Consider the following 22939-nt stretch of genomic DNA (forward strand, 5'->3'; position numbering starts at 1 on the left):
CTGCAGACTTTGAATTCTCGGAGTTGCAATTAATGTACTCATTGAGATGCATTAATGCACATTTTGGGTGCGCAACTTCGCTAGTCCAAACCGCCCTGCGAGACAAGCGCAAAGCCCGCACGCTGGCCTTTTCCGCCACGTTCGCTTATAGGATACCCCATTCCAATGGAGAGTGGATGTCCACTTACGCTCAGTCCCGGTGAAGCCCTGACCTCCTAAGCGAGGCAGGGCAGAAAACCTGAAACCCCGTGCCGCGATGTCTCGCAGCGGCGGCTTTTGTTGTTTTTCCCGGGACTTCTCCAATGGACATTTCGCGTAACGAGCAGCGCATCCTGCACCTGCTCGCGCAGGGCGGCGCATTGAAATCGAAAAGAACGAAAGCAGGAAGATCGCCTCGGTCCTGTGCCTGACCCGCGATGGCTGGCGCTATCCGGGCTTCGACCTGGAACTCTTTCGGAAATTGAGGCGCAAGAAGGCGGTTTCCTCGACGAACGGCGGTCCTTACCGCATCACACGACGCGGGCTCGAGCTCGTGCGCGCCGAACTCGACAATCGCTAATGCCTAATGCCGCCGGACGAAACGCCGGCGGCACCTTCCGTTTGCTTCAGGCCGTGGCGATATAGGCCCTGATCTCCTCGGCCTCGCGCTCGACATCCTCGATGCGGCGCTTGACCACGTCGCCGATGGAGACGATGCCGTCGAGCAGCCCGTTTTTCTCCACCGGCAGATGGCGGAAGCGGCCTCGCGTCATGATCTCCATCACCTCGTTGACGGTGTGGTTTTCGTTGCAGATCTTGACCTTCGGCGTCATCGCCGAGCGCACGGGGATGTCGAGCGCGGCGGCGCCCTCCTTGGCCACGACCCTAACGATATCGCGCTCAGAGAGAATGCCGACGATCTTTCGGTCGCCATTGGTGATGACGAGCGCGCCGATCCTGTGCTCGGCCAGCATGCGAATGGCCTCGCTGAGTTTTTCATTGGGCCCGAGCGTGAACACGTCATGGCCCTTGCTTTCAAGAATTGCCTTAACCGTCATGGCGTCCTCCACTGCCTTTGACGCCCCCGGCGCCCTTAGGAAGACACTGGGTGCTTGGGCAACATCGTGCGCCGTGATTGGTTGCATTTCAAGTGCGCCTAAGGACTAGATCAGGAAGGCGTATCGTTGAATCGCCATCCTGATCTATCTCTTGTTGGAGCATGATCTTCTCCGAAACCGGTTCCAACTTTTCGGGATCATGCCCTAGGCGGCAGCCAGCGGACGGTCGAAGAAACGCAATCCGAAAAAGCCGGCGACGAAGCCGCCGATATGGGCTTCCCAGGCGATCTGGCCGTCGATGCCCGGCGCGAAGCCGAGCAGGCCCGTGGCCAGATTGATCACCATCCAAACGCCAAGAAAGGTCATGACGCCGCGCGAACGCAACACCGATGCGACCGGCAGCGGCTCGCCGGCGAAGGCACCCCGGCCCGACGAACGGTCGACGCGGAAGCCGTAGCGCGCGGCCGCGCCCATCATCCCGGAGATCGCGCCCGATGCGCCGACGAGCGGCATCTCGCCATAGGGATGCAGTGCCCAGAACAGAGCGACCGAGGCCAGTCCGGTCACAGCGTAGAACATTGCGAAACGTAGCGCGCCAAGACGATTGGCGAGCGGCGAGCCGAAGGCTGCAAGCCAGATCATGTTGATGGTGATATGGGCGACGCCCCCATGCATGAACGCATAGGTGAACGGGCGCGTGAACAAGAACCAGTCGAAGCCGTATTGGCCGGTGTACAGCACCGGAATGAAGGCGCCGTCATAGAGCAGCGTCATTTGCTGCGTTTCGTTCAGCACATATTGCTGCAGCAGATAGACGACCGCGCAAATGCCGATCACGGCAAGCACCACCGGCGGCAGGTTGAACACAGGTTCGCGCCGCCGCGGCTCGGAAGCCTCGTCCGGCTGTGGTTCGTTTTCAGTGGGGCTTACGGGCTCGCTCATGCACCCTTGCAGGTCCGGGACTCGGCGTTTTCGACGAGCATGTAGATCACGCGCTTTGGAATCACAAACGGCTAATCGCCACAGCGCCCGCGCAGAAAAAGGCGAATCAGAAGAGCAAAGGCCGAATCAAAAAGAAGGCCGTTCAGGTGTCCCCCTGAACGGCCGGTCGAGCCCCCTGCTCCCCATAAACTCGTGACTGAAGTGCTGCCGATCGCTGCTGAAACGACCGTTTTGGAGTGGTTTTGATGTGCCACAGGCCTCGGCGGCACACAATGTAAACCGTTTGTTAACCTTAACGACCCCGAGGCGTGAACAAACGTTAACGATACTGGCACGCATCCTGCTCCGCACCGCATGAAGGTCATCGGAGGGCGCCCTGTCTGTTCGCCGATGGGACATCAAAAGACAGGTTGTGCGGAGCAGGATGGACATGAACGAAAAAGGATCGATCGCGCTGTTCCAATATTGGAACCAGCTGCGTGATGGCCGCCTTGCCCCGAAGCGATCGGAGGTGGAGCCGGCGGACATCAAGTCGCTTCTGGCCGACACCTTCATCCTCGAGCGCGATACGCGCGGCGAGGCGGTGTTCCGGCTGGCCGGCACGAGGCTCTGCGCCTATTATGGCCGGGAGCTCAAGGGCTTCTCCTTCCCTTCGCTCTGGCGCGAGAAGGATCAACGGCTGGTGTCGCGGCTCATGCAGGGCGTTTTCGATCAGAAGTCGGTTCTGCTCATGACCTATGAGGGATTCAGCCGGAACGGCCGCTCCAACAAATTCGAGCTCCTGGCGCTGCCGTTGGACGGCGGCGCCGAGAGCCCGCGCTGCCTGGGCATCATCAGCACCGCCGACAAGCCGTTCTGGCTTGGCGCCGACCCGCTCGCAGACGCGCTCATCGATTCGATTCGGGTGATAGACCCCGAGAAGGAGCCGATGTTCCTGAAGAACCGTCCGGCGATCGACGTCCCCTCGCTCGTTCCGACCGAATTCGATGCTCCGGAGACCATTTCGGCGCTCGGCCGCGTGCGTCGCATCCGCCATCTCGTCGTCCTCGACGGCGGGCGTCACGAGTGAGCCCCGCCGTGTGAGGTTTCCCGCCGCTCTCGCTAGATTTTTCAGCGCTGCGCGTGCCCCAGGCCCAGGCTTTTGCGGCCGACTTTTCCCGTTTGTTAACCTGCTTTGCTGTAGCTTTTCGGGCGAAATTCCTCGCATCGTCGCGCGGAATGCCAACCGGGTGTAGGCAGTCATGAGGTCAGCGGCGGTAGAATATGCGCCGTCACGAGCTGAGCGGCGCAACTTCCAGCGTGTCCGCGTCAAAATCTACGGACGTTTCATGCTGGAAGACCGCACCGAGCATCCTTGCCAGGTGATCGATATGTCGCCCGGCAACGTTGCGTTGCGCACGGACCGGATCGGCATGCCGGGCGAGAAGGTTATCGCCTATATCGACCATATCGGTCGTGTCGAAGGCATCGTGACGCGTACGTCGCAGGACGGGTTCGCCATGACCGTCATCGCCTCGGAGCGCAAGAAGGACAAGCTTGCCGCGCAGCTCACCTGGCTTGCCAACAAGCATGAGCTCGACCTGCCCGAGGACCGCCGCCACGAGCGCGTGGCGCCGCGCAATCCGATGAGCGTCCTCCAGCTCACGGATGGGCGCCAGTATCAGTGCCGCATCATCGACCTGTCGCTCTCCGGTGCCGCCATCGAGATCGATGTCAAGCCGGCAATCGGCGTCCAGGTCACGTTAGGCACGATGCGCGGCCAGATCGTGCGCCATTTCGAGGACGGCGTCGCCATAGAATTCGCCGTCATCCAGCGGCCGGAAACTCTGGATCAGGAATTCAACGCGCCGCGGTCCTGACGCAAACCCGCACCGCAAGCGCGAAGCGAGCCGGCCGGTAGCGGCCGGTTTTTTGTTGCCTGATTTTGGCGGGTCGGACGCGGGTCGCCAGCGCTATCTAGATCTCACGCGAGCCGGCGAAATCTGAATAATCCGAAATCGCGGTAGTTCAAATTTTATGTTTATTCTACCGGCGTTTTACTCAATGTCTACTTCGGGTTTTTGCGTCAAATAAATCCCAACGTGGCACAGTCTTCTCAAACGGGGAGACTACAACAATGAAAATGACGAGGGGCAAGCTGTTGCTCTTGGCAATGGCGATGCAGCTTTCCGCCTGGGGTACGGCAAGCGCAGGACCGGCTTTCATGCATACGGGTGGCCGCACCACCCAGCCGGTCGGTCACTACGATTTCTGCCAGCGCATTCCGGTCGAATGCAATGAACGGACGCCGAAGGGTTCGCCGGTCGAGCTGACGCGCAAGCTGTGGGCGACGATGGTCAACGTCAATAATTCGGTCAACAGCCGCGTCAAGCCGCGCACCGACATGGAGATCTACGGTGTCGAGGAATACTGGGCCTATCCCGACAAAGGTTATGGCGACTGCGAGGATTACGCGCTGGAGAAGCGCCGTGAGCTGATGGCCGTGGGCGTGCCGGCCGGCAATCTGCTGATGACGGTGGTGCGCCAGCCGAATGGCGATGGCCATGCGGTGCTGACGGTGCGCACCAGCCTCGGTGAATTCATCCTAGACAATCTCGAGCCGAAAGTGCTCGCCTGGAACGACACCGTCTACACCTACCTCAAGCGTCAATCGACGGAGAATTCGGGCGTTTGGGTGACGATCAACGACGGCCGCGACGACGCGGTCGCCAGCGTCCGCTAAGGCGCCAAAGCGATCGGGTACGTCGCCGTGACGCGGCGGCGCGCCCAACAAAAAAGCCCGGTCGAGTCCCCACCCTCCCCGTCCCCAACGACCGGGTTTTAGGAGCCGGCCCCTGTCCCCGGGGCCGGCTCCGCCATTCTTGCAAGCCGAATAAATTTAAAGTATTAGAACAATTGCGGAGATGAGCTTAAGCCGTCTCCGACAATGGGTACAGATGTTGATCGAAGGATCTCCATCTACCGTTGATACTGCGGAGTGGCACTCATGTGAGTGCTGTCTCGTGCGAGGAATATCCTTCCGAAAGAGGGGCAACGGCTCAAGCCTTGCTGCACATCCGCTTCACGTTGATGAAGCAAAGGGTGTGCAAAATGCATAGATCGATCAAATCACTCAGAACCGCGCTCGCCCACAGACAACAATGGCGATGTTTCTATTGCAAGTTCCTAATGTGGTCCCGAAACGCGGCGGAATTTGCGGCGACCTATCAGATCCCGACCGGCTTGCTGGACCGTTTCCGTTGCACTGCGGAGCATCTAACGCCGAGAACGAATGGCGGTGGAGGAACTATCGATAACATTGTTGCGGCGTGTCAGTTTTGCAATGAAACTCGGCATCGAGCGAAAGTGACGCTATCCCCGGCAGAGTACCAAAGGCGGGTGCAAAAGCGCGTAAAGGCCGGCAAATGGCACCCGCGGCCCCTGCATCACCTCTTAGCAAAGGCTCAACAACCTACCCGACCGATTGGGTGACAGGATAGATGCTGCAAGTCCCTGAGGATCGCTGCGAGCGCCATCGGCTTTTCAAGGCCATAGACGACGCCTTTAAGGCCGGCGACTTCGAAGGCCTTGGCAAGGCGCTCGGCGGCTCAGCGCGCTGGTTCGACGAGCGGATGCCGTTCGAGCTCGGACTTGGCCACCCGCTGGAATACGCGATCTACTGGAGCCCGGCCGCGTTCATCACCGCGCTTCTCGATGCCGGCACAAACCCGAATTATGAAGACCCGGCCGGGTTTCCATCCATCATTGCCGCGCTGTCGACGGAACGGCCTGACCGGCTGGACGTCATCCATATCCTGCTCGCGCATGGCGCCGACCCGGAAATGCGCGGCGTGAACGACTGGACCGCCCTGCACTACGCGGTGTCCCGGCGCGACGCCGAGGCTATCCGTCTGCTGCTCCTGTCAGGCGCGGACGCTTCGCTGAGGACCCGCATCGACGACTATGAGACGGCCCTGGAAGGCGCCGAGCAGGCCGGCTTCGAAGCGGGCGCCCTTCTGTTGCGTGAAGCGATGAACAGCCGCCGCGGATGAAGACAGGCGGAGTTGCCGCCCGCCGCCGTCACACTGTCTTGAGCTTGGCCTTAAAGCGTTTGGTATTGGCCACATAGTGGGCGGCCGAGACGCGCAGCCGCTCGATCGCCGCTTCGTCCAGCGTCCTTATCACCTTGGCGGGCGAGCCGACGATCAGCGAATTCTCCGGAAAAACCTTGTTTTCGGTCACCAGGGCGCCGGCGCCGACCAGCGAGTTGTTGCCGATCCTGGCGCCGTTCAGCACGATGGCGCCCATGCCGATGAGGCTGTTGTCGCCGATCGTGCAGCCATGCAGCAGAGCGCGGTGGCCGATCGTGCAGCCTTTGCCGATGGTCAGCGGAAAGCTGGGATCGGTGTGCATGATCGTGTGTTCCTGCACATTGGTGTCGGCACCGATGATGATCGGTTCACCGTCGCCGCGGACGACGACGCCGAACCAGAAGCCGGCATTGCGGCCGATCCGGATATTGCCGATCAGCGTGGCGTCGGGCGCGATCCAGTTCGTATCGACGTCCTCGAACTCGGGCGCTTTCCCATCGATCGCATAGACCGGCATTGTTCGTCTCCGAATCGTCTCAACCAGCGAATTCGAAAGACCCTAAGGTGGCTGTCGCCCAGGATGCAATGGCGATGAGCACGACGCCTAGCGCCAGCGCCCACGCGATGGCCGTGCAGCCGCAGGACAACAACGCCATCGTGCCGATGCGCCCTTCGCGCCGGGCGGCCAAGGCCTCGTTGGTGAGCATGAACGGCCCGGCGCAGGCCGTTGCCGCGAGCGAACGCAGGATATGGACCGGCGAAACATAGGGTTCAGCAAAGGCCAGGCGCCGGCCGGCCAGCAATTCCATGGCCGATCCGGCCAGCCCGCAAGCCGTGAGACCAACCGCGAAAGCGTAAAGAACAAGCACAACGGGATCCATGTTTACCAACCGTTTACCATGAAAACGCACAGTCGTGCCACCGCGCTGCAAGAGCCATGCCGCGCAAGCTGTGCCGCCGAAGGACAGGTGGGCGGATCGGGGAAGAGCAAATGAGAGAGGCAAATGTTGCCGAGAGCGCTGACTTCGAGGTCGTCAACTCGACCTTGATGAAGCGGGTCTTTTATATCTTCGCGGCGCTGGCGCTGCTTTCGATTGCCATCAGCGTCGGCGGCAAATGGCTTGGACGATCGATCGCCATGGCCGGCTATACCGATGACATGACGGTGCGCCGGATCGTCATGGGCAACAATCTGATCAACGTGCCGGCAAACTTCATCCGCTTCGACCAGGCCAGGCGCGACGGCATCGCCTCGCGGCTCGATCTCTATCTTCGCTATCCCGAGATGGACGGCTACAGCACGGCCGCGCGCGACGACTTCAACCATGCGACGACCAGGAAGATCATCTTCCTGTCGTTCGAGCCGCGGATGATGTCGCGCGACATGAGCGGCCGTTTCGCGCCCATCTACAGCGCTCTGATCGAAAAGCCGGGAACGCCCGGCCCGGGCGGCACGACGGTTTACGCCTTCAGCGAAAAATCAGGTTATCTCAACGAGGTGTTGGCTGTTGCCGAGCGTCCCGGCAAGGATCCGTTCGTCGCCCGCTGCCTGAGCGGCCCGAGTGCCGAGGAATCGCTGGCGCCCTGCGAGCGCGACATCCAGGTCGGCGACGATCTCAGCCTTACCTATCGCTTTCCCCGCGAGCTGCTCGCGAACTGGCCGGCGCTCGACGCAGCGATTGCAGCCAAGGTCGCGAGCATCCTCAAGACAGGCCATTGACAACTCACCCAATCAATTAGCCGGCCATCAAATTAGATCATTTCGGCGCGCAGCCGACGACGATCACATACCCTTCCCGGCTCGCCTGGCTCAACGCTTCAGCTTCACGGGCGCCTGGATACGGTCTGGCATCAAGCTGACAAGACGCGCTAATGGTCAAGCATGATGCCAGCTTATCTCGCCTTCGACCCGACCAGTCGCCGCCTGCGTCTCGACCCGCACGAGCCGACCTTCGTGCAGAACCCGTACGAGGCCTACGGCTTCCTGCATGGCACAGCCAATACCTTCTTCTGGGAAGATTATGGGTTCTGGTGCTTTGGCGGCTTCAATGACGTCAGTCGCCTTTTGCGCGACCGCCGTTTCGGCCGGCAGAATCCCGCCGGCATACCTGACAGCCGCGGCGTCGGCGACGACCGCTCGCACCTCGTCGCCTTCGATGCGATCGAGGCCAATTCCATGCTGGAGCTCGAGCCACCGGTGCATACGCGGCTCAGAACGCTGGTCAATCGCGCCTTCGTCTCTCGTCAGGTCGAGCGGCTCAGGCCGCGCATCGAGGTTTTGGCCAACGAGCTGGTCGACCGCTTCGAGCCAAGCGGCATCGACCTTCTGCCCGCCTACGCCTCGCCTTTGCCGATCACCATCATTGCGGAAATGCTCGGCGTACCGGTGGAGATGGGGCCGCAACTGCTCGACTGGTCGCATCGGATGGTCGCCATGTACATGCATGGCCGCACACGCGAGACCGAGGAGATGGCGAACCGCGCCGCGCGCGATTTTTCCGACTTCCTGCGGGGCTACATTGCGGAGCGGCGCAAGAAACCTGGCGACGATCTGCTGTCGCTGCTGATCGAGGCCCAGGACAACGGCCAGAAGCTCTCGGAAGACGAGCTGGTATCCTCAGCGATCCTGCTTCTCAATGCCGGCCATGAGGCGACCGTGCACCAGACCGGCAATGCGGTGCGCTCGATCCTGGCGCAAGGCGGCGATCCGCGCCGCTTCTTTGCGACACCGGAGGCGAATGTCGCGACGGTCGAGGAATGCCTGCGCTACGACCCGCCGCTGCATATGTTTCTGCGCTATGCCTATGAGGAGATGGAGGTTTCGCCGGGCATCCTGGTCAAGCCCGGGGAGATGGTGGCGCTGCTGCTCGGCATGGCCAACCATGATCCGTTGGCTTTTGCCGGACCTGACACCTTCAATCCGGCCCGCACGGACCAGAAGAATGTCTCCTTCGGCGCCGGCATCCATTTCTGCATCGGCGCACCGCTGGCCAGGCTGGAGTTGCAAGTATCGCTGAAGACGCTGTTCGATCGGCTTCCGGAGTTGCGCCTGGCGGAGACACCGCGCTTCCGCGACACTTACCATTTTCACGGGCTGGAACGGGTCGCCGTTACCTTTTGACCGGCGAACAATCCGCCTCGCACAGCTGAAATTATCGTTCGGAACTCAGACATGAAATTCGCCTATCTGCAGGAGCCGCCTTTCTGCTTCACCGATGCCGCGGGCAAGCTCGGCGGCTGCGACGCGGTGCTCGCCGAGAAAGTTTGCCAGATGGTTGACCTGGAGAACTTCTCGCCGATCGAGGCGGAATTCGCCGAACTGCTTCCCGGTTTGGTGGACGGCCGCTGGGACATGACGACCGGCCTGTTCATCTCCGAGGAGCGCAGCAAGCTCGTGGGCTTCACGCGGCCGATCTGGTCACTGCCGGACGGGTTGATGGTCGCCAAAGGCAATCCGCTGGAGCTGAACGGCTATCGCTCCGTCGCCCAACATCCTTCCGCCGTGCTCGCAGTTATATCGGGCCAGATCCAGCACCAGACCGCGCTGCAGAACGGCGTTCCGCCCCAGCGGATCAGGATATTCGCCACGCAGGCCGAAGCTGCCGAAGCCGTTGCGGCAGGCCATGCCGACGCGTATGCCAGCGTCGCCATGGCGCATCGCGGCTATGTCAACGGACGGACTGGCGCACCGCTTGCCGTCATCGACATCCCGGCCTTTGAAAAGCAGCCTGCGGCAGGCGCTTTCGCCCTCGCCAAGGGCAACGACGCGCTGCGCCGGCGCGTCGATCAATGTCTCGGCGATCTGCTCGGAAGTGCATGGCACCGGGAGATCATGAGCAAATACGGCTTTTCCGACGGCGATGTCGATCGGCTGCTTTGATTGCTGGAAGCATTCAAAGCCGGATCACATATTCCTTGCGCGTTTTCTCGAGCACTTCCCATGTGCCCTTGAACCCTGGCCTCAGCACGAAACTGTCGCCGGCCCGCACGGTGCGCGCCTCGCCGCCATCCTCGGCGATCACCGAGACACCGGACAGGATGTGGCAGAACTCCCATTCGTCATAGGCGATGCGCCATTTGCCCGGCGTCGCTTCCCAGACGCCGGCATAGAGGCCGCCGTCGCCCTCCTCGACATTCCAGGTGCGGAATTTGGGATCACCCGAAATCACCCGGTCCGGCGGCGGCGCGCCGGCCTCCGGTTCGACCGCATCGATGTTGAGCGCAAGAAAGGCCGACATATCAGACCTTGCCGAGCGCCTGCTCGAGATCGGCAACGATATCGTTGACGTCCTCGATGCCGACCGAAAGGCGGACGGTGTCAGGTCCGGCGCCGGCCTTGACCTTCTGCTCATCGGAAAGCTGGCGGTGCGTGGTCGAGGCCGGATGAATGACCAGCGATTTGGTGTCGCCGACATTGGCGAGGTGCGAGAACAGTTCGAGCGCCTCGACGAATTTGATGCCGGCCTCGTAGCCGCCCTTGAGGCCGAAGGTGAACACTGCGCCTGCGCCCTGCGGCGAATATTTCTTCTGCAGCGCGTTGTTCTTGTCACCTGGAAGGCCGGGATAGTTCACCCAGGCTACCTTCGGATGGTTCGACAGCCAGCCGGCAACGCTCGCGGCATTGTCGCAATGACGCTGCATGCGCAGCGGCAGCGTTTCCAGGCCGGTCAGGATCAGGAAGGCGTTGAAGGGCGAGATCGCCGGGCCGATGTCGCGCAGGCCAAGCACGCGGGCGGCAATCGCGAAGGCGAAGTTGCCGAAAGTCTCGTGCAGGACGAGGCCGCCATATTCAGGGCGCGGCTCCGACAGCATCGGGTATTTGCCGGACTTCGACCAGTCAAAGGTGCCGCCATCGACGATGACGCCGCCGATCGAATTGCCGTGGCCGCCGATGAACTTGGTCAGCGAGTGCACGACGATGTCGGCGCCGTGCTCGATCGGCCGGACCAGATAGGGCGAGGCCAGCGTGTTGTCGACGATCAGCGGCAGGCCGTGCTTGCGGGCAATATCGCCGATCTTCTCGATGTCGACGAAGACGCCGCCAGGGTTGGCAAGGCTTTCGATGAAGATCGCCTTGGTCCTGTCGTCGATCTGGCTCTCGAAGGTCGCCGGATCGTTTGCTTCTGCCCAGCGAACTTCCCAGCCGAAGTTCTTGAAGGCATGGCCGAACTGGTTGATCGAGCCGCCATAAAGCTTGTTGGCGGCGATGAAGTTGTCGCCCGGCTGCATCAGATTGTGGAAGACGATGACCTGCGCGGCGTGGCCCGAGGCGACGGCAAGTGCCGCGGTGCCGCCTTCGAGCGCCGCGACGCGTTCCTCGAGAACCGCCTGGGTCGGGTTCATGATGCGCGTGTAGATGTTGCCGAAGGCCTTCAGCCCGAACAGCGAGGCGGCATGGTCGGCGTCGTCGAAGACGAAGGAGGTGGTCTGGTAGATCGGCGTGGCGCGGGCGCCGGTCGCCGGATCGGGCTTTGCGCCTGCATGAACGGCTAAAGTGCTGAAACCAGGCGTACGGGTCATCGAAATCCCTCTCCTAACGTTCGAAATCGCCGGGCATTCTTGGCGAAGCGCGGCGGGGAATGCAAAGAAGAAAATACCGTTCGGGGCGCGATCTGCGACGAACGCCCGGGAAAATCCATTTCGTCCCGGAATAATTTTGCGCGAACTACCGCGTGCTTATTTCTGTCTTACGCCGAAGCTCTGAAATCCCTGGCGCATCACAGGTTTTTTCGACGACAGCACGCCGGAGTTGACGCCAGTCCAGCCGATCTCGCCGGACAGCTTGCCGTATTCGATCTTCGGGCAGCGGTTCATCACCACCTTGATGCCGACAGCTTCGGCGCGGGCAGCCGCCTCATCGTTGCGCACGCCAAGCTGCATCCAGACGACCTTGGGCAGCGGGTCGAGCTGAAGCACCTGGTCGACGACGCCGGGCACCGCCGCCGAGCCTCGAAAAATATCGACCATGTCGACCGGCTGCGGCAGGTCGGCGAGGCTGGCGTAGACAGTGCGGCCAAGGATTTCCTTGCCGGCATGGCCGGGATTGATCGGGAACACCGAAAAGCCCTTGGCCAAGAGGTATTTCAGCACGAAGTAGCTTGGCCGCACATCGTTGGGCGAAGCGCCGACCATGGCGATCGTCTTCACCGAATTCAGGATGCCGGCGATGTAGCTGTTGTCGTAGGTATCGTGGTTCATGCTGCGACGGTTTTCCTGCGGTAATGGTAACGATAAAGCTCGCGATCGAAGCCGAGCGAGGCGTAGAGCGCGCGTGCGGGCGTGTTGTCGGCGACCACTTGCAGGCAGCCGGCCTTGGCGCCCGCCCGCCTGGCCCAGCCGATCAGCCCGCCGACCGTCCTGCGGCCGAGCCCCTGCTGCCTGAATCTGGCGTCGGTTTCAACTGCCTCGACGACAAGCAGACCGTTGCGGATGACGCCGAAGGCAAAGGCTGCGATTTGGCCATCACGCTCACACGACACGAACGCTCTGTCACCCACGATCAGGCTGGTCATATGGCGAAAGATGCGGCGCTCCGCCTCGTCGTAGCCGCCAGTACGGAAGCGCGCCTCGAACCAGTTCTCCGTCGGCGCCGCTGAGACCGTGATATCGCCTTCATTGTTTCCCTGAAGCACGTCGATCTGGGCATGGAGGTGTATCGTACCACCTTCCCGGCTGTAATCCCGACGGTCGAGTTCGAGTTCCAGTTCGGCCGCGATATCGGGAACGCGAAACAGCGGGGCCTGGCCATGGCTGGCATAGAACGCCTCGGCGGCGTCGATTACTCGCTCAGGCGCGCCGCGCAGGCCACGCATGGGATTAGCGGAATTCGGCCGCCTGATCCGCCCACCTGAACGGCGAAACATCCATCCGAGAGCGACGGTCTCACGCGCAGCAGGCCAGGCTTCGCGGCAGGCGTCTTCCACTTCCCAATTGAGATCTTCCCGGTTCACGCGCCCACCGCTAATCATCGCCTTCCCGCAGCGCCTCCTCCATAAACATCCCAGGATCGCTGCAGAAGTCGCGCATCATGCGAAAATGATCGGTGTCCTGAAAATCGATCAGGTCGAGGCCGAAGCGGCCGATGCGGAAGAGCCGTGCGTTCGGGCAAGCCATCAGCAGCGGCGAATGCGTTGCCATGATCACCTGCGCGGTGCCGGACTGCTCCATGCGTTGAAGCAGTTTCAGCAGCTCGATCTGGCGCGTCGGCGACAGCGCGCTTTCTGGCTCGTCGAGGATGTAGATGCCTTGTCGGCGGCAGCGCTCCTCGAAGAAGCGGATAAAGCCCTCACCATGCGACCATGACAGGAAATCGGGCGGCGTTCCGCCAGATTCCCGCGCCGCTTCATCGAGGTAGCGGGCAACGGAATAGAAAGACTCGGCGCGAAAAAACCAACCAGCGGTCACCTTCGGCAACCAGTGACACCGAAAGCTATCCGCCAGCCCTGCGCCGCTCTTGTCGATGGCAATGGAATGGTCGACCGGACGGTAACCTTTTCCGCCGCCCGCCTCGTCATAGCCGGCCAGCGCGCCGATGGCTTCAAGCAGCGTCGATTTGCCGGTGCCGTTCTCGCCGACGATGACGGTGATGGCGCTCGTGAATTCAAATTCGAATTCGCGGGTGTGGAAGATCGGCAGGTTCCACGGATATTGCTCCCAATCCGCGACGCGCGACGGCTCAAGCAGGATGCGCTTGAGATAGGGCGCTTTCAGCCGCGTCAGTTGCTTGCGGGCAGCCACGTCGAACCTTCAGCGATGGAATGGCTCGGTTCCATTCAAGCCGGCTACTCGTCGGTCCATTCGGGCTTGCGCTTGCCGATGAAGGCGCCGATGCCTTCCTCGGCGTCGCGCGCCAGCATGTTTTCGACCATCACGCGGCCGGTATGGGCATAAGCGTCGGCCAACCCCATTTCGGCCTGGGCATAGAAAGCCTCCTTGCCGGTTTTGATCACCAAAGAGGATTTGGATGCAATGGTTTGCGCGTATTTGTTGACAACCTGAATCAGATATTCGCGCGGCACGATGCGGTTGATCAGCCCGAACTCCTTGGCGGTCGCCGCATCGATCGTCTCGCCGGTGAGCAGCATTTCCATCGCCTGCTTGCGCGAGACGTTGCGCGACAGCGCCACCATAGGCGTCGAGCAGAACAGACCGATGTTGACGCCAGGCGTGCAGAAACTCGCCTCGTGCGAAGCGATGGCAAGGTCGCAGCTGGCGACCAGCTGCAGGCCGGCGGCTGTCGCGAGGCCGTCGACCTCTGCGATCACCGGTTTCGGGTGGCGCACGATGGTCTGCATCAATTTCGCGCAGGCCGCGAAGGTCGTTTCGAAGAAGGCCTTGCCCCGATCCGGTTCGGCGCGGTGCGCCGTCATTTCCTTGAGGTCATGGCCGGCACAGAACACTTTTCCCGACGCTGCAAGGATGATGACGCGCACGGATCTGTCGGTCTTAACGCGATCGAATTCGGCCTGCAGCGCCGCCATGGTCGCCAGCGATAACGCATTGGCCGGCGGGCTGACGAGCGTGAGGCGCAGGATGCCCTTGTCCTGGCTGACAAGAACAGGACCGTCGGCGACGGCGGGCTTGATGGCGACGACTTCGGCCATTTTTAAACCTCTCGATCAGCGCTCGCGGCTTATGGAGCAACAGAACTACCATGCTGCCGGTTGAAGAACAGCCGCGAGACGTGTTTTCTCCGTCGCAGCGTTTGGTCCAGACGCACCGCCCGGAACTGCTCTTTCATATAGGACGCCGCCATGCCCGCCCAAAGCGATCTGAAGCCAATGCTCAACGCGGCGGAAGTCAATGCACTGATGGCAAGCGTCTATCCGCAGCTCAACGACAATTTCACCTCCTATGAGGCGATCGACGTTTTTCCGGGCGGCTGCACGGTGCGGCTGAACGCTGACGAGCGGCATCTGCGTCCCGGCGGCACGGTATCCGGTCCGGCGCTGTTCACGTTGGCCGACATCGGCGGCTATGTCTGCGTGCTCAGCCATGCCGGCCCGGACGCGCTTTCGGTGACGGTCAATCTCGACATCAATTTCATGCGCAAGGCCGAAGCCGGTCCGATAGATGGCCATTGCCGGATCCTGAAGCTCGGCAAGAGCCTGATGGTGTTCGATATCGATATTGTCGCGGGCCCGGACGGACACACTGTCGCGCACGCCACCGGCACCTATTCGATCCCGAGGAAGCGAATAAGCGACAAGCCGGCCTGACGTCTTGCCGGAACTCCCAGTCGATAGGTTCGTTCTGCGGCATGCCCGATGTTACGACCTACCTTGCCTTCGTCGGCGCCGTGCTCGCCTATCAGCTTTCTGGTGTCGGTCCAGACATGATGCTGGTGATCAGCCGCGGCGTCGGGCAAGGCTGGCGCCATGCCCTGGCGACTGCAGCGGGCTGCGTATCGGCCGGCGTCGTCCAGATTCCATTACTGGCAATGGGGCTTGCCTCGCTGATCACATCCTCCCCATCTCTTTACAGCCTCCTTCAGATCGTCGGCGCCATCTATCTGATCGCCATCGGGATCAAATTCCTGTTGGCCCGTCGGTTGGGCAAAGGTGGCGGTGCGTCTACCTTTGCCGAGACGAGCAGTATCCCAGCCGCTTTCCGGCAAGGCGTGATCTGCAATCTCACCAATCCGACGACGCTCGCTTTCATGCTGGCGGTGCTGCCGCAGTTCGTTCATCCCTGGGTCGGTTCGCCTGCACTGCAGTTCATCATTCTCGGTACGACCATGAAGATGATGGGACTGGTTGTCCTCAGCGCTTTCGCGTTGACCTCCGGCGCGGTTGGCGGCTGGCTGGGGCGCCGAGGCACGTTCGTCGTTTGGCAAGAAAGGCTGACAGGAGCCTTGATGGTCGCGATCGGCGTCAAGCTTCTTCTTGCCGCCGTGACCGGGCGGCGGTGAACGAAAGAGAGCTATTTTGACAAATAGGTGTGAGGTAAAATAATACCTTCTACCTTAGTTATTGAATTTAAACGGCTTTTCGCGACCATAAACCGCAACCGATGCTTGACGCGCCAAGCACCCTCGCCTATAAGCCGACCCGAAGCAGCGGCCCGCAAAGGCCGCCGTTTTGTTATTGGCGGAGCGGCTCCGGTCATCCCGTCAATCCAAGCAACAAGAAACGCCTTCTCTGTCCCTCCTGGACGGGAAAGGTCAAACCTGAGAGCAAAACATGGCTACCTTTTCGCAGAAGCCTGCGGATGTGGTGAAGAAGTGGGTGCTGATCGACGCCGAAGGTCTCGTCGTCGGTCGTCTGGCCACTGTCATCGCCAACCATCTGCGCGGCAAGCACAAGCCCACCTTCACCCCGCATGTCGATGACGGCGACAATGTCATCGTCATCAATGCCGACAAGGTGGTGTTCACCGGCAAGAAATATACCGACAAGGTCTATTACTGGCACACCGGCCACCCCGGCGGCATCAAGGAGCGCACCGCGCGTCAGCTGCTCGAGGGCCGTTTCCCCGAGCGCGTCGTCGAGAAGGCCGTCGAGCGCATGATCCCGCGCGGCCCGCTTGGCCGCCGCCAGATGAAGAATCTCCGCGTCTATGCCGGCGCCGAGCATCCGCACACCGCCCAGCAGCCCGTCACGCTTGACGTGGCCAAGCTGAACTCCAAGAACAAGAGGGCCTCGTAATGGCTGAGCTTTCCTCGCTCGCAGAACTCGGCACAGTCGCCGCGCAGCCGGCCGCGCCCGTGCATGTCCAGAAGCTCGACAAGTCGGGCCGCGCCTATGCCACCGGCAAGCGCAAGAACGCCATCGCGCGCGTCTGGGTGAAGCCGGGCTCCGGCAAGATCACCGTCAACGATAAGGAATTCGCGAGCTATTTCGCGCGTCCGGTGCTGCAGATGATCCTCAACCAGCCGATCGTCGCGGCCAACCGCGCCGGCCAGTACGACATCGTCGCCACTGTCATCGGCGGCGGCCTCTCCGGCCAGGCGGGTGCGGTGCGTCACGGCATCTCCAAGGCGCTGACCTATTACGAGCCGGGCCTGCGCTCGGTGCTGAAGAAGGGCGGCTTCCTGACCCGCGACAGCCGCGTGGTCGAGCGCAAGAAGTACGGCAAGGCGAAGGCCCGCCGCTCTTTCCAGTTTTCCAAGCGCTAAGGAGCGCTTGGAGGCAAGTTCTCGAAGCGCTAAGCGCCGCGAAGTCCAAGCATTTCGAAAAGGTCGCCTCCGGGCGGCCTTTTGTTTTTCTTACCAGTGCCCGGCCGGCGTCCTGATGTAGTCGATGAAGGCGCGCAGCGGCGCCGGCACCAAGCGGCGCCCGGGATAATAGAGAAACGGCCCGGAGAATTTCTGCCACCACGGTTCCAGCACAGGTTCCAGCGCGCCGCTCTCGAAATGCGGGCGTACCCAGTCCTCGAAGAGCCAGAGAATGCCGACGCCGGCGATCGCCGCATCGATAGCGAGATCGACACCGCCACCAATGCTGACGAGCAATGGTCCCGTGGTATCGACCCGCACCACCTCGCCGTCGCGCTCGAACTCCCAAGGCGTCATGACCCCGCTCGGGAAGCGACCGCGCACGCACGCATGACCAAGCAGGTCACGCGGATGCTGCGGCCGGCCGTGCCGATCGAGATAGGCTGGCGCGGCCGAGGTGGTGAAACGCTGGGTGCGCGGCCCGATCGGCATAGCGATCATGTCCTGCTCCAGCCGTTCGTCATAGCGGATGCCAGCATCGCAGCCGGCCACCAGCAGGTCGACAAAGTTCTCCTCCGCGATCACCTCCAGCCGGATGGCCGGATATGCAGCGAGAAATCCCGGAACGATTTTTGGCAGCACCAGCCGCGAGGCGCTTATCGGCACGTTGAGGCGCAAGGTGCCGGCAGGTCGGTCACGGAAACCGTTCACGACGTCGAGCGCGGCCTGCACCTCACCCAGCGCGGGGCCAAGACGCGCCAGCAGGCTGGCGCCTGCCTCGGTCAGTGCAACACTGCGCGTGGTGCGATTGAAGAGCCGCACACCAAGTTGGGTTTCCAGACGGCGGACGGCTTCGCTGAGCACTGAGGCGTTGCCTGCAGTCACGCGGGCCGCTTCGCGAAAGCCGCCGGCGCGAGCGACGGCCATGAATGCCTGGAGATCGTTGAGATCAGCCGCCATTGTTCTTATTTCCGCACAGGTCGTGCTGGTAATACCCGGTTATCAGGACAGCAGCCATCCCTTATCTCCCTCGCCGACAGCGAAGGAGAGCAACAATGTCCAGTGTAGACAAATCCGGTACTTATAAACTCGGCGACCGCTCAGTGCATCGGCTCGGCTATGGCGCCATGCAGCTTGCGGGCAAAGGCGTGTTCGGCCCGCCGAAAGACCATGACGCGGCCATCGCCGTGCTGCGCGAAGCGGTGTCGCAAGGTGTGAACCATATCGACACCAGCGACTACTACGGGCCTTATGTCACCAACAAGCTGATCCGCGAGGCGTTGGCGCCCTACCCCGACAACCTCACCATCGTCACCAAGATCGGCGCCCGTCGCGGGGAAGACGCCTCCTGGCTGCCGGCTTTTACAGCTGATGAGCTCGAACAGGCCGTGCACGATAATCTTCGCAACCTTGGCCTCGAGGTGATGGACGTCGTCAATCTGCGCATCATGTTCGGGGTGCACGGTCCAGCGGAGGGCTCCATCGAGGCGCAGGTCACCAAGCTTGCCGAGCTTCAGCGCAAAGGCCTTGTACGCCATATCGGCCTGAGCAACGTCACGCGCGCGCAGATCGCGGAAGGCCGAAAGATCTGCGACATCGTCTGCGTGCAGAACCAGTACAACCTCGCGCACAGGGACGACGACGCGCTGATCGATGAGCTCGCGCGCGACGGTATCGCCTATGTGCCGTTCTTCCCGCTCGGCGGCTTCAGCCCGCTGCAGTCGTCGACGCTCTCGGACGTCGCGGAACGGCTCGGTGCGACGCCGATGCAGGTTGCGCTGGCATGGCTGCTGCAGCGTTCGCCCAACATCCTGCTTATCCCGGGCACGTCGTCGGTCGAGCATCTGCGCGAGAATCTGGCGGCGGCGGAGCTCGAGCTGTCGGGGGATGTGCTTAGTGAGTTGGAGGGCGTGGCGAAAGCGGCGTGATGGACGATTAGCTGATCTCCCCCCTTGTGGGGGAGATGGCCGGCAGGCCAGAGGGGGGCGTGAAGGAACGCGGCGCTGCAGGATCAAGGTTCCTCGCCCCACGAATGTGGGGAGAGGTGGCTCGGCGAAGCCGAGACGGAGAGGGGAGCACCCTACGAAGACCCCCTCTCCGTCCGCTTCGCGGACACCTCTCCCCCACCTTTGGCGGGGGCGAGGAACCCAAGCACCGTTACGCCGGCGGGACAGCGCCCCCTCTGCCCTGCCGGGCATCTCCCCACGAGGGGGGAGATTGGCAGCTCCAGCGTCAACGCCAGCTAATTGATGCTCGCCGTATGTGCCGGCTCAGCCTGCTTGATGTCCGTCGTGTAAGGCACGCGATAACCATTGGCCGTCAGCCACGCGATTGCCGCCTTCGGCTCGTCGGTCTGGATGATGGTGGCGCCGCGGTCGACCCAGAAACCCCAGGCTTCGTGCGGCAGGCTGGCGGCGACGGCAAGCTCGTCGCCACGGCCGCCGGCGAGGAAGCCGCCGGGCTTGTTGACGACGGCGTAGGTGTCGGCCCAGAGGTGCCAGTCGCCCCGCGCCGCTTCCGCCCGCATGCGGGTGCTGAACAGCGGCCCGCCGGTCGATGTCAGCGTCTCGGCGCCGTTGCGCCAAGTGATCAATTCGACGGCGCGCGGCGCGAAGGCCTTGTCGACCTCGCTGGCGAAAACTGCATCATGCACGGCGTCGTCGGCAAGGATCGGCATGAACTGGAAGCCGCCGCCGGCCTGGGTAAGTGCCGCGCTCGCGGCATCGATGCGCTGCCGGTTCCAGAGATTCTCCTTGACGATCACCTGATCGGCCATGCCGAGATCGCGCGCCTCCGCGACCATGCCAGGCAGGTCGGTCACCTGCAGCTTGTTGTCGAGGTTGATCAGGATCCTGTCCCTGGTCGTCAGCAGCATCTCGCGCAGTGTCGATACAGTCTCTTTCGTAACGGCGCCCGTGCCCTCGACGACCAGCCGGCATTTCTTAAGCTCGGCCAACGTGTATTTCACCACCTCGCCCTTGCACGTGGTCGTGCGGTCGAGCCAGCTGTCATGCATGATGACGAATTCGCCGTCTTTCGCGCGCCGGACGTCGACCTCGACGATCTCGGCGCCGATCGCGATCGAGCCCTCGACCGCGGCCAGCGAATTCTCGGCGTAAAGCGTCTGGCCGGCCTGCATGCTGCCGGCGCGATGCGCGGCAATCATCACATGATCGCGCCACTGGTTGGCATGTTCGAAACGGTCGAGGATTTGGCTCGCCCGCGTCTCGCCGGCTAAGCTTTGTCCAGCAATGGTGGCAAGGGCGACGGAAAAGGCAAGGCTCAGCCAGAGTGTTCGCATCGGGGAATCGCTCCGTTCCTGGTCGGGACCCGGTTAGGCGATGCCCATGACAGGCCGGTGAACGAAGCCGGCTAGTTTTTGGATCAGATCCGCTTGGAAATGCGGCGGAACCAGGCCAGTGCCGGCATTTCGACGAAGCGCCATGTGAACCACGACGCGGCAATGACGGCGATCAACATCGCGGCCAAAGCCGCGAAGCCGATCCAGGGCGAGCCGGGGCCGAAGCCGGTCGCATGGTCACCGCGCAGCATCAGGTCGCCGACTATGCCGAGCCCGAGCTTGCGTTCGATCAGGCCGCCGACATTGATCACGCGGACCTGGACGAAGATGTGGACCATGTAGATCGAATAGGAGAGCGAGCCGAGCAGCAGCATCGGCCGGCTGCGCAAGGCCAAGCTGACCCACCCGCCCTCATGGGCAAAGAGATAAAGCGCCAGCGCGAAGATGACCGGCGCGGCAATGCCGGCGTCATTCGTTCCCGCCACCGAAACGAACAGCGCGATCACGACGATCATCGCCAGCTCCGCCAGCGTCCAGGCGAGGCGCCCTGCCCCGCCGCTCAGCGCCTGTCGCGCCTCTGCAATGGAATCGTGCTGAAACCAGGCAAGCAGCGCGCCGAGCGAGAAGCCGTAAAGACAGCGGATGAAGCCGAAATCGAAGGACACGTCCATATGACGCGTCGAGACCGCGAGCAGGAAAAGCGGCGCCGTCGCGGCTGCAGCAACGAGCCATATCCAGGCACGCTGGCCGGCGGTGAAGACGATGGCGGCGAAAAGCAGATAGGTGAAGAACTCGGCCGAAATGCTCCAGCTCGGCGCATTCCAGCTCAGATGATCCTCAACGCCCATGCCCTGCAGAAGGAAAAGGTTGGCGACCAGGCTCTTCAGGTCGAAGCCTGCGGTGAAGGGCGCCGGGCCCGTTGCGTGAAGCGCCGGCAGGACGAGCCGCAGCGCCTCGAAGCCGGCGAAGGCGGCGAGCATCAGGAAATGCAACGGATAGATGCGGCCGAAACGCACGAGCGCGAACCGTGCAAGGTCGTCCTGCCCGGCGAGCCGCCCGCCATAGGCGCTGGCAATGACGAAGCCGGAGAGCACGAAGAAGAAATCGACGAACAGATAGGAGCCGCCGACAAAGGCGCTCTGCGACACTATCGAGGTGGTCGGGAAATGGAACAGCGCCACCAGCAGCGCGCAGATACCGCGCCAGGAATCCAGCACCAGGAAACGTTCTCCGGCCGTCGTGCCGACACGGGTCGCGGCGGGCGCGGATGCAAGATTGAGCAAGGCAGTCTCAGCCATAATGATACAGATCCTGTGTTGCCGTGGCACTCGCCGAGCGCCGCTTCGTTTCCGCAAGCTGTGACTGGCATGTTGCGTGCCGGTTCTGTAGTTGTGGCTGCCCCGACGAAACCGAGGATTCCTAATGGCGAACAATGAGATCGACCACGCCTTCACCGCCCGCTCCAAGACGGGCGCGTCGTTCGAGCCGACCTATGCCGGCGCGCTGTCGTTCATGCGGCGCAAATATACGAAGGACGTGAAGGGCGCGGACGCGGTCGTGTGGGGCATTCCCTTCGACGCCGCCGTCACCAACCGGCCCGGCGCTCGCTTCGGGCCGCAGGCGATCCGCCGCGCCTCGGCGATCCTCGACAACGATCCGCAATATCCATTCTCGCGCGACCTCTTCGAGCACCTTTCGGTGGTGGACTATGGCGATTGCCTGCTCGACAGCGGCAATCATCAGAAAACTCCCGGCACGATCGAGCGCGAGGCGGCCAAGATCCTGAAATCAGGCGCGTTCCTTTTGACGCTGGGCGGCGACCATTTCGTCACCTGGCCGCTGCTCAAGGCGCATGCCGCGATCCACGGGCCGCTGGCGCTCGTGCAGTTCGACGCGCACCAGGACACCTGGCCCGACGACGGCAAGCGCATCGATCACGGCTCCTTCGTCGCCCGCGCGGTGAAGGAGGGGATCATCGACCCCGATCGCTCGATCCAGGTCGGCATCCGCACGCATGCGCCCGACACGTTCGGCATCAAGATCCTCTACGGCCATGAGGTCGAGGAGATGCGCGCCTCCGACATCGCCTATGCGATCGTCGAGCGCACCGGTGGCAAGAAGACCTATCTCACCTTTGACATCGACTGTCTCGACCCGGCCTTCGCGCCGGGCACCGGCACGCCGGTGGCAGGCGGCCCCTCCTCGGCCAAGATGCTGTCGACACTGCGCCAACTCGGCCAGATCGACATCGTCGGCGCCGACATCGTGGAGGTTGCGCCGGCCTACGATCATGCCGATATAACGGCGATCGCCGGATCGATCATCGCCATGCATTATCTCGGTCTGCTGGCAGAGCGAAAGGCGCGGCTCGACGAACTGAGCAACGGCAATCATGCCGCGGCAAATCACGCCTATGGCATATGACATTGGAATC

General features: G+C 62.3%; 26 protein-coding genes and 1 pseudogene. 14 read left to right on the forward strand and 13 right to left on the reverse strand.

The features are described 5' to 3' along the window. Positions 1-302: 302 nt before the first annotated feature. A pseudogene (locus CK219_RS15415) lies at positions 303-559 on the forward strand (YjhX family toxin). A 46-nt stretch (positions 560-605) separates the two neighbouring features. Here CK219_RS15415 and CK219_RS15420 read toward each other — a convergent pair. Both CK219_RS15420 and CK219_RS15425 read right to left on the reverse strand, forming a co-directional pair. Then, positions 606-1037, reverse strand: coding sequence for a CBS domain-containing protein (locus tag CK219_RS15420; RefSeq protein WP_095767888.1), 432 nt, complete (start codon positions 1035-1037; stop codon positions 606-608). 204 nt (positions 1038-1241) lie between these two features. Further along, entirely contained in the window at positions 1242-1979 is a 738-nt protein-coding gene (locus CK219_RS15425) for a rhomboid family intramembrane serine protease (RefSeq protein ID WP_095767619.1), read from the reverse strand. 430 nt (positions 1980-2409) lie between these two features. Here CK219_RS15425 and CK219_RS15430 point away from each other — a divergent pair, with 430 nt between their 5' ends. The 4 genes from CK219_RS15430 to CK219_RS15445 all read left to right on the forward strand — a co-directional run bounded on the left by CK219_RS15430 (position 2410) and on the right by CK219_RS15445 (position 6010). Beyond that, positions 2410-3048 (forward strand): PAS domain-containing protein, encoded by a 639-nt coding sequence (locus CK219_RS15430; protein WP_095767889.1) that lies wholly within the window; start codon positions 2410-2412, stop codon positions 3046-3048. Positions 3049-3220: 172 nt separating this feature from the next. Next, entirely contained in the window at positions 3221-3838 is a 618-nt protein-coding gene (locus CK219_RS15435) for a PilZ domain-containing protein (RefSeq protein WP_095767620.1), read from the forward strand. Between the two features lie 257 nt (positions 3839-4095). Then, entirely contained in the window at positions 4096-4701 is a 606-nt protein-coding gene (locus CK219_RS15440) for a transglutaminase-like cysteine peptidase (RefSeq protein ID WP_095767621.1), read from the forward strand. 757 nt (positions 4702-5458) lie between these two features. Beyond that, positions 5459-6010 carry an ankyrin repeat domain-containing protein gene (locus CK219_RS15445; protein ID WP_095767622.1) on the forward strand — a complete coding sequence of 184 codons (552 nt, stop codon included), beginning with the start codon at positions 5459-5461 and terminating at the stop codon, positions 6008-6010. Positions 6011-6038: 28 nt separating this feature from the next. Here the strand turns inward: CK219_RS15445 and CK219_RS15450 are convergent, their stop codons facing one another. Both CK219_RS15450 and CK219_RS15455 read right to left on the reverse strand, forming a co-directional pair. Continuing rightward, the gene (locus tag CK219_RS15450) at positions 6039-6566 is read right to left on the reverse strand and encodes a gamma carbonic anhydrase family protein (protein WP_095767623.1); all 528 of its coding nucleotides are present in this window, start codon (positions 6564-6566) and stop codon (positions 6039-6041) included. 19 nt (positions 6567-6585) lie between these two features. Then, a complete protein-coding gene (locus CK219_RS15455; RefSeq protein ID WP_095767624.1) occupies positions 6586-6930 on the reverse strand; it encodes a hypothetical protein in 345 nt (114 codons plus the stop codon). Positions 6931-7040: 110 nt separating this feature from the next. Here CK219_RS15455 and CK219_RS15460 point away from each other — a divergent pair, with 110 nt between their 5' ends. The 3 genes from CK219_RS15460 to CK219_RS15470 all read left to right on the forward strand — a co-directional run bounded on the left by CK219_RS15460 (position 7041) and on the right by CK219_RS15470 (position 9929). Further along, positions 7041-7769, forward strand: coding sequence for a hypothetical protein (locus CK219_RS15460; protein ID WP_095767625.1), 729 nt, complete (start codon positions 7041-7043; stop codon positions 7767-7769). A gap of 162 nt (positions 7770-7931) precedes the next feature. Continuing rightward, positions 7932-9170, forward strand: a complete 1239-nt coding sequence (locus CK219_RS15465; protein WP_095767626.1) for a cytochrome P450 — start codon at positions 7932-7934, stop codon at positions 9168-9170. A 51-nt stretch (positions 9171-9221) separates the two neighbouring features. Then, the gene (locus CK219_RS15470; protein ID WP_095767627.1) at positions 9222-9929 is read left to right on the forward strand and encodes a transporter substrate-binding domain-containing protein; all 708 of its coding nucleotides are present in this window, start codon (positions 9222-9224) and stop codon (positions 9927-9929) included. A gap of 13 nt (positions 9930-9942) precedes the next feature. Here CK219_RS15470 and CK219_RS15475 read toward each other — a convergent pair whose 3' ends face one another. From CK219_RS15475 to CK219_RS15500, 6 genes are all read right to left on the reverse strand, one after another. Further along, a complete protein-coding gene (locus CK219_RS15475; protein WP_095767628.1) occupies positions 9943-10287 on the reverse strand; it encodes a cupin domain-containing protein in 345 nt (114 codons plus the stop codon). A gap of 1 nt (position 10288) precedes the next feature. Beyond that, positions 10289-11569 carry an O-acetylhomoserine aminocarboxypropyltransferase gene (locus CK219_RS15480; protein WP_095767629.1) on the reverse strand — a complete coding sequence of 427 codons (1281 nt, stop codon included), beginning with the start codon at positions 11567-11569 and terminating at the stop codon, positions 10289-10291. Between the two features lie 156 nt (positions 11570-11725). Then, positions 11726-12247 carry a CoA-binding protein gene (locus CK219_RS15485; protein WP_095767630.1) on the reverse strand — a complete coding sequence of 174 codons (522 nt, stop codon included), beginning with the start codon at positions 12245-12247 and terminating at the stop codon, positions 11726-11728. Next, positions 12244-12861 (reverse strand): GNAT family N-acetyltransferase, encoded by a 618-nt coding sequence (locus CK219_RS15490; RefSeq protein WP_245340489.1) that lies wholly within the window; start codon positions 12859-12861, stop codon positions 12244-12246. The genes CK219_RS15485 and CK219_RS15490 overlap by 4 nt, the downstream gene beginning before the upstream one ends. 148 nt (positions 12862-13009) lie before the next feature. Beyond that, positions 13010-13786: an AAA family ATPase gene (locus CK219_RS15495; RefSeq protein ID WP_095767632.1), complete on the reverse strand. Its 777-nt coding sequence runs from the start codon at positions 13784-13786 to the stop codon at positions 13010-13012. A gap of 44 nt (positions 13787-13830) precedes the next feature. Next, positions 13831-14652: an enoyl-CoA hydratase gene (locus tag CK219_RS15500; protein ID WP_095767633.1), complete on the reverse strand. Its 822-nt coding sequence runs from the start codon at positions 14650-14652 to the stop codon at positions 13831-13833. A 150-nt stretch (positions 14653-14802) separates the two neighbouring features. On the opposite strand from CK219_RS15500, the gene CK219_RS15505 reads away from it, so the two are divergent. The 4 genes from CK219_RS15505 to rpsI all read left to right on the forward strand — a co-directional run bounded on the left by CK219_RS15505 (position 14803) and on the right by rpsI (position 17165). Continuing rightward, a complete protein-coding gene (locus tag CK219_RS15505; RefSeq protein WP_095767634.1) occupies positions 14803-15267 on the forward strand; it encodes a PaaI family thioesterase in 465 nt (154 codons plus the stop codon). A 116-nt stretch (positions 15268-15383) separates the two neighbouring features. After that, on the forward strand, positions 15384-15959 hold the full coding sequence (locus CK219_RS15510; RefSeq protein WP_245340490.1) for a LysE family translocator: 576 nt from the start codon (positions 15384-15386) through the stop codon (positions 15957-15959). Between the two features lie 271 nt (positions 15960-16230). Beyond that, on the forward strand, positions 16231-16695 hold the full coding sequence (rplM, locus tag CK219_RS15515) for a 50S ribosomal protein L13 (protein WP_040983169.1): 465 nt from the start codon (positions 16231-16233) through the stop codon (positions 16693-16695). Then, positions 16695-17165: a 30S ribosomal protein S9 gene (rpsI, locus tag CK219_RS15520; protein ID WP_040983171.1), complete on the forward strand. Its 471-nt coding sequence runs from the start codon at positions 16695-16697 to the stop codon at positions 17163-17165. Before rplM ends, rpsI begins: the two co-directional genes overlap by 1 nt. Before the next feature lie 90 nt (positions 17166-17255). Here rpsI and CK219_RS15525 read toward each other — a convergent pair whose 3' ends face one another. Further along, positions 17256-18164, reverse strand: a complete 909-nt coding sequence (locus tag CK219_RS15525; protein ID WP_095767636.1) for a LysR family transcriptional regulator — start codon at positions 18162-18164, stop codon at positions 17256-17258. A gap of 95 nt (positions 18165-18259) precedes the next feature. Between CK219_RS15525 and CK219_RS15530 the strand changes: the two genes are divergently transcribed. Then, the gene (locus CK219_RS15530) at positions 18260-19132 is read left to right on the forward strand and encodes an aldo/keto reductase family oxidoreductase (RefSeq protein ID WP_095767637.1); all 873 of its coding nucleotides are present in this window, start codon (positions 18260-18262) and stop codon (positions 19130-19132) included. Positions 19133-19446: 314 nt separating this feature from the next. On the opposite strand, the gene CK219_RS15535 is transcribed toward CK219_RS15530, so the two are convergent. Both CK219_RS15535 and CK219_RS15540 read right to left on the reverse strand, forming a co-directional pair. Then, positions 19447-20505 carry a glycerophosphodiester phosphodiesterase family protein gene (locus CK219_RS15535; RefSeq protein WP_095767638.1) on the reverse strand — a complete coding sequence of 353 codons (1059 nt, stop codon included), beginning with the start codon at positions 20503-20505 and terminating at the stop codon, positions 19447-19449. Between the two features lie 83 nt (positions 20506-20588). Then, a complete protein-coding gene (locus CK219_RS15540) occupies positions 20589-21803 on the reverse strand; it encodes an acyltransferase (RefSeq protein ID WP_095767639.1) in 1215 nt (404 codons plus the stop codon). A gap of 124 nt (positions 21804-21927) precedes the next feature. On the opposite strand from CK219_RS15540, the gene speB reads away from it, so the two are divergent. After that, positions 21928-22929, forward strand: coding sequence for an agmatinase (speB, locus tag CK219_RS15545; protein WP_095767640.1), 1002 nt, complete (start codon positions 21928-21930; stop codon positions 22927-22929). Positions 22930-22939 lie beyond the last annotated feature (10 nt).

Origin of the sequence: Mesorhizobium sp. WSM4313 (genome assembly GCF_002294725.1) — a bacterium.
Taxonomy (GTDB): domain Bacteria; phylum Pseudomonadota; class Alphaproteobacteria; order Rhizobiales; family Rhizobiaceae; genus Mesorhizobium.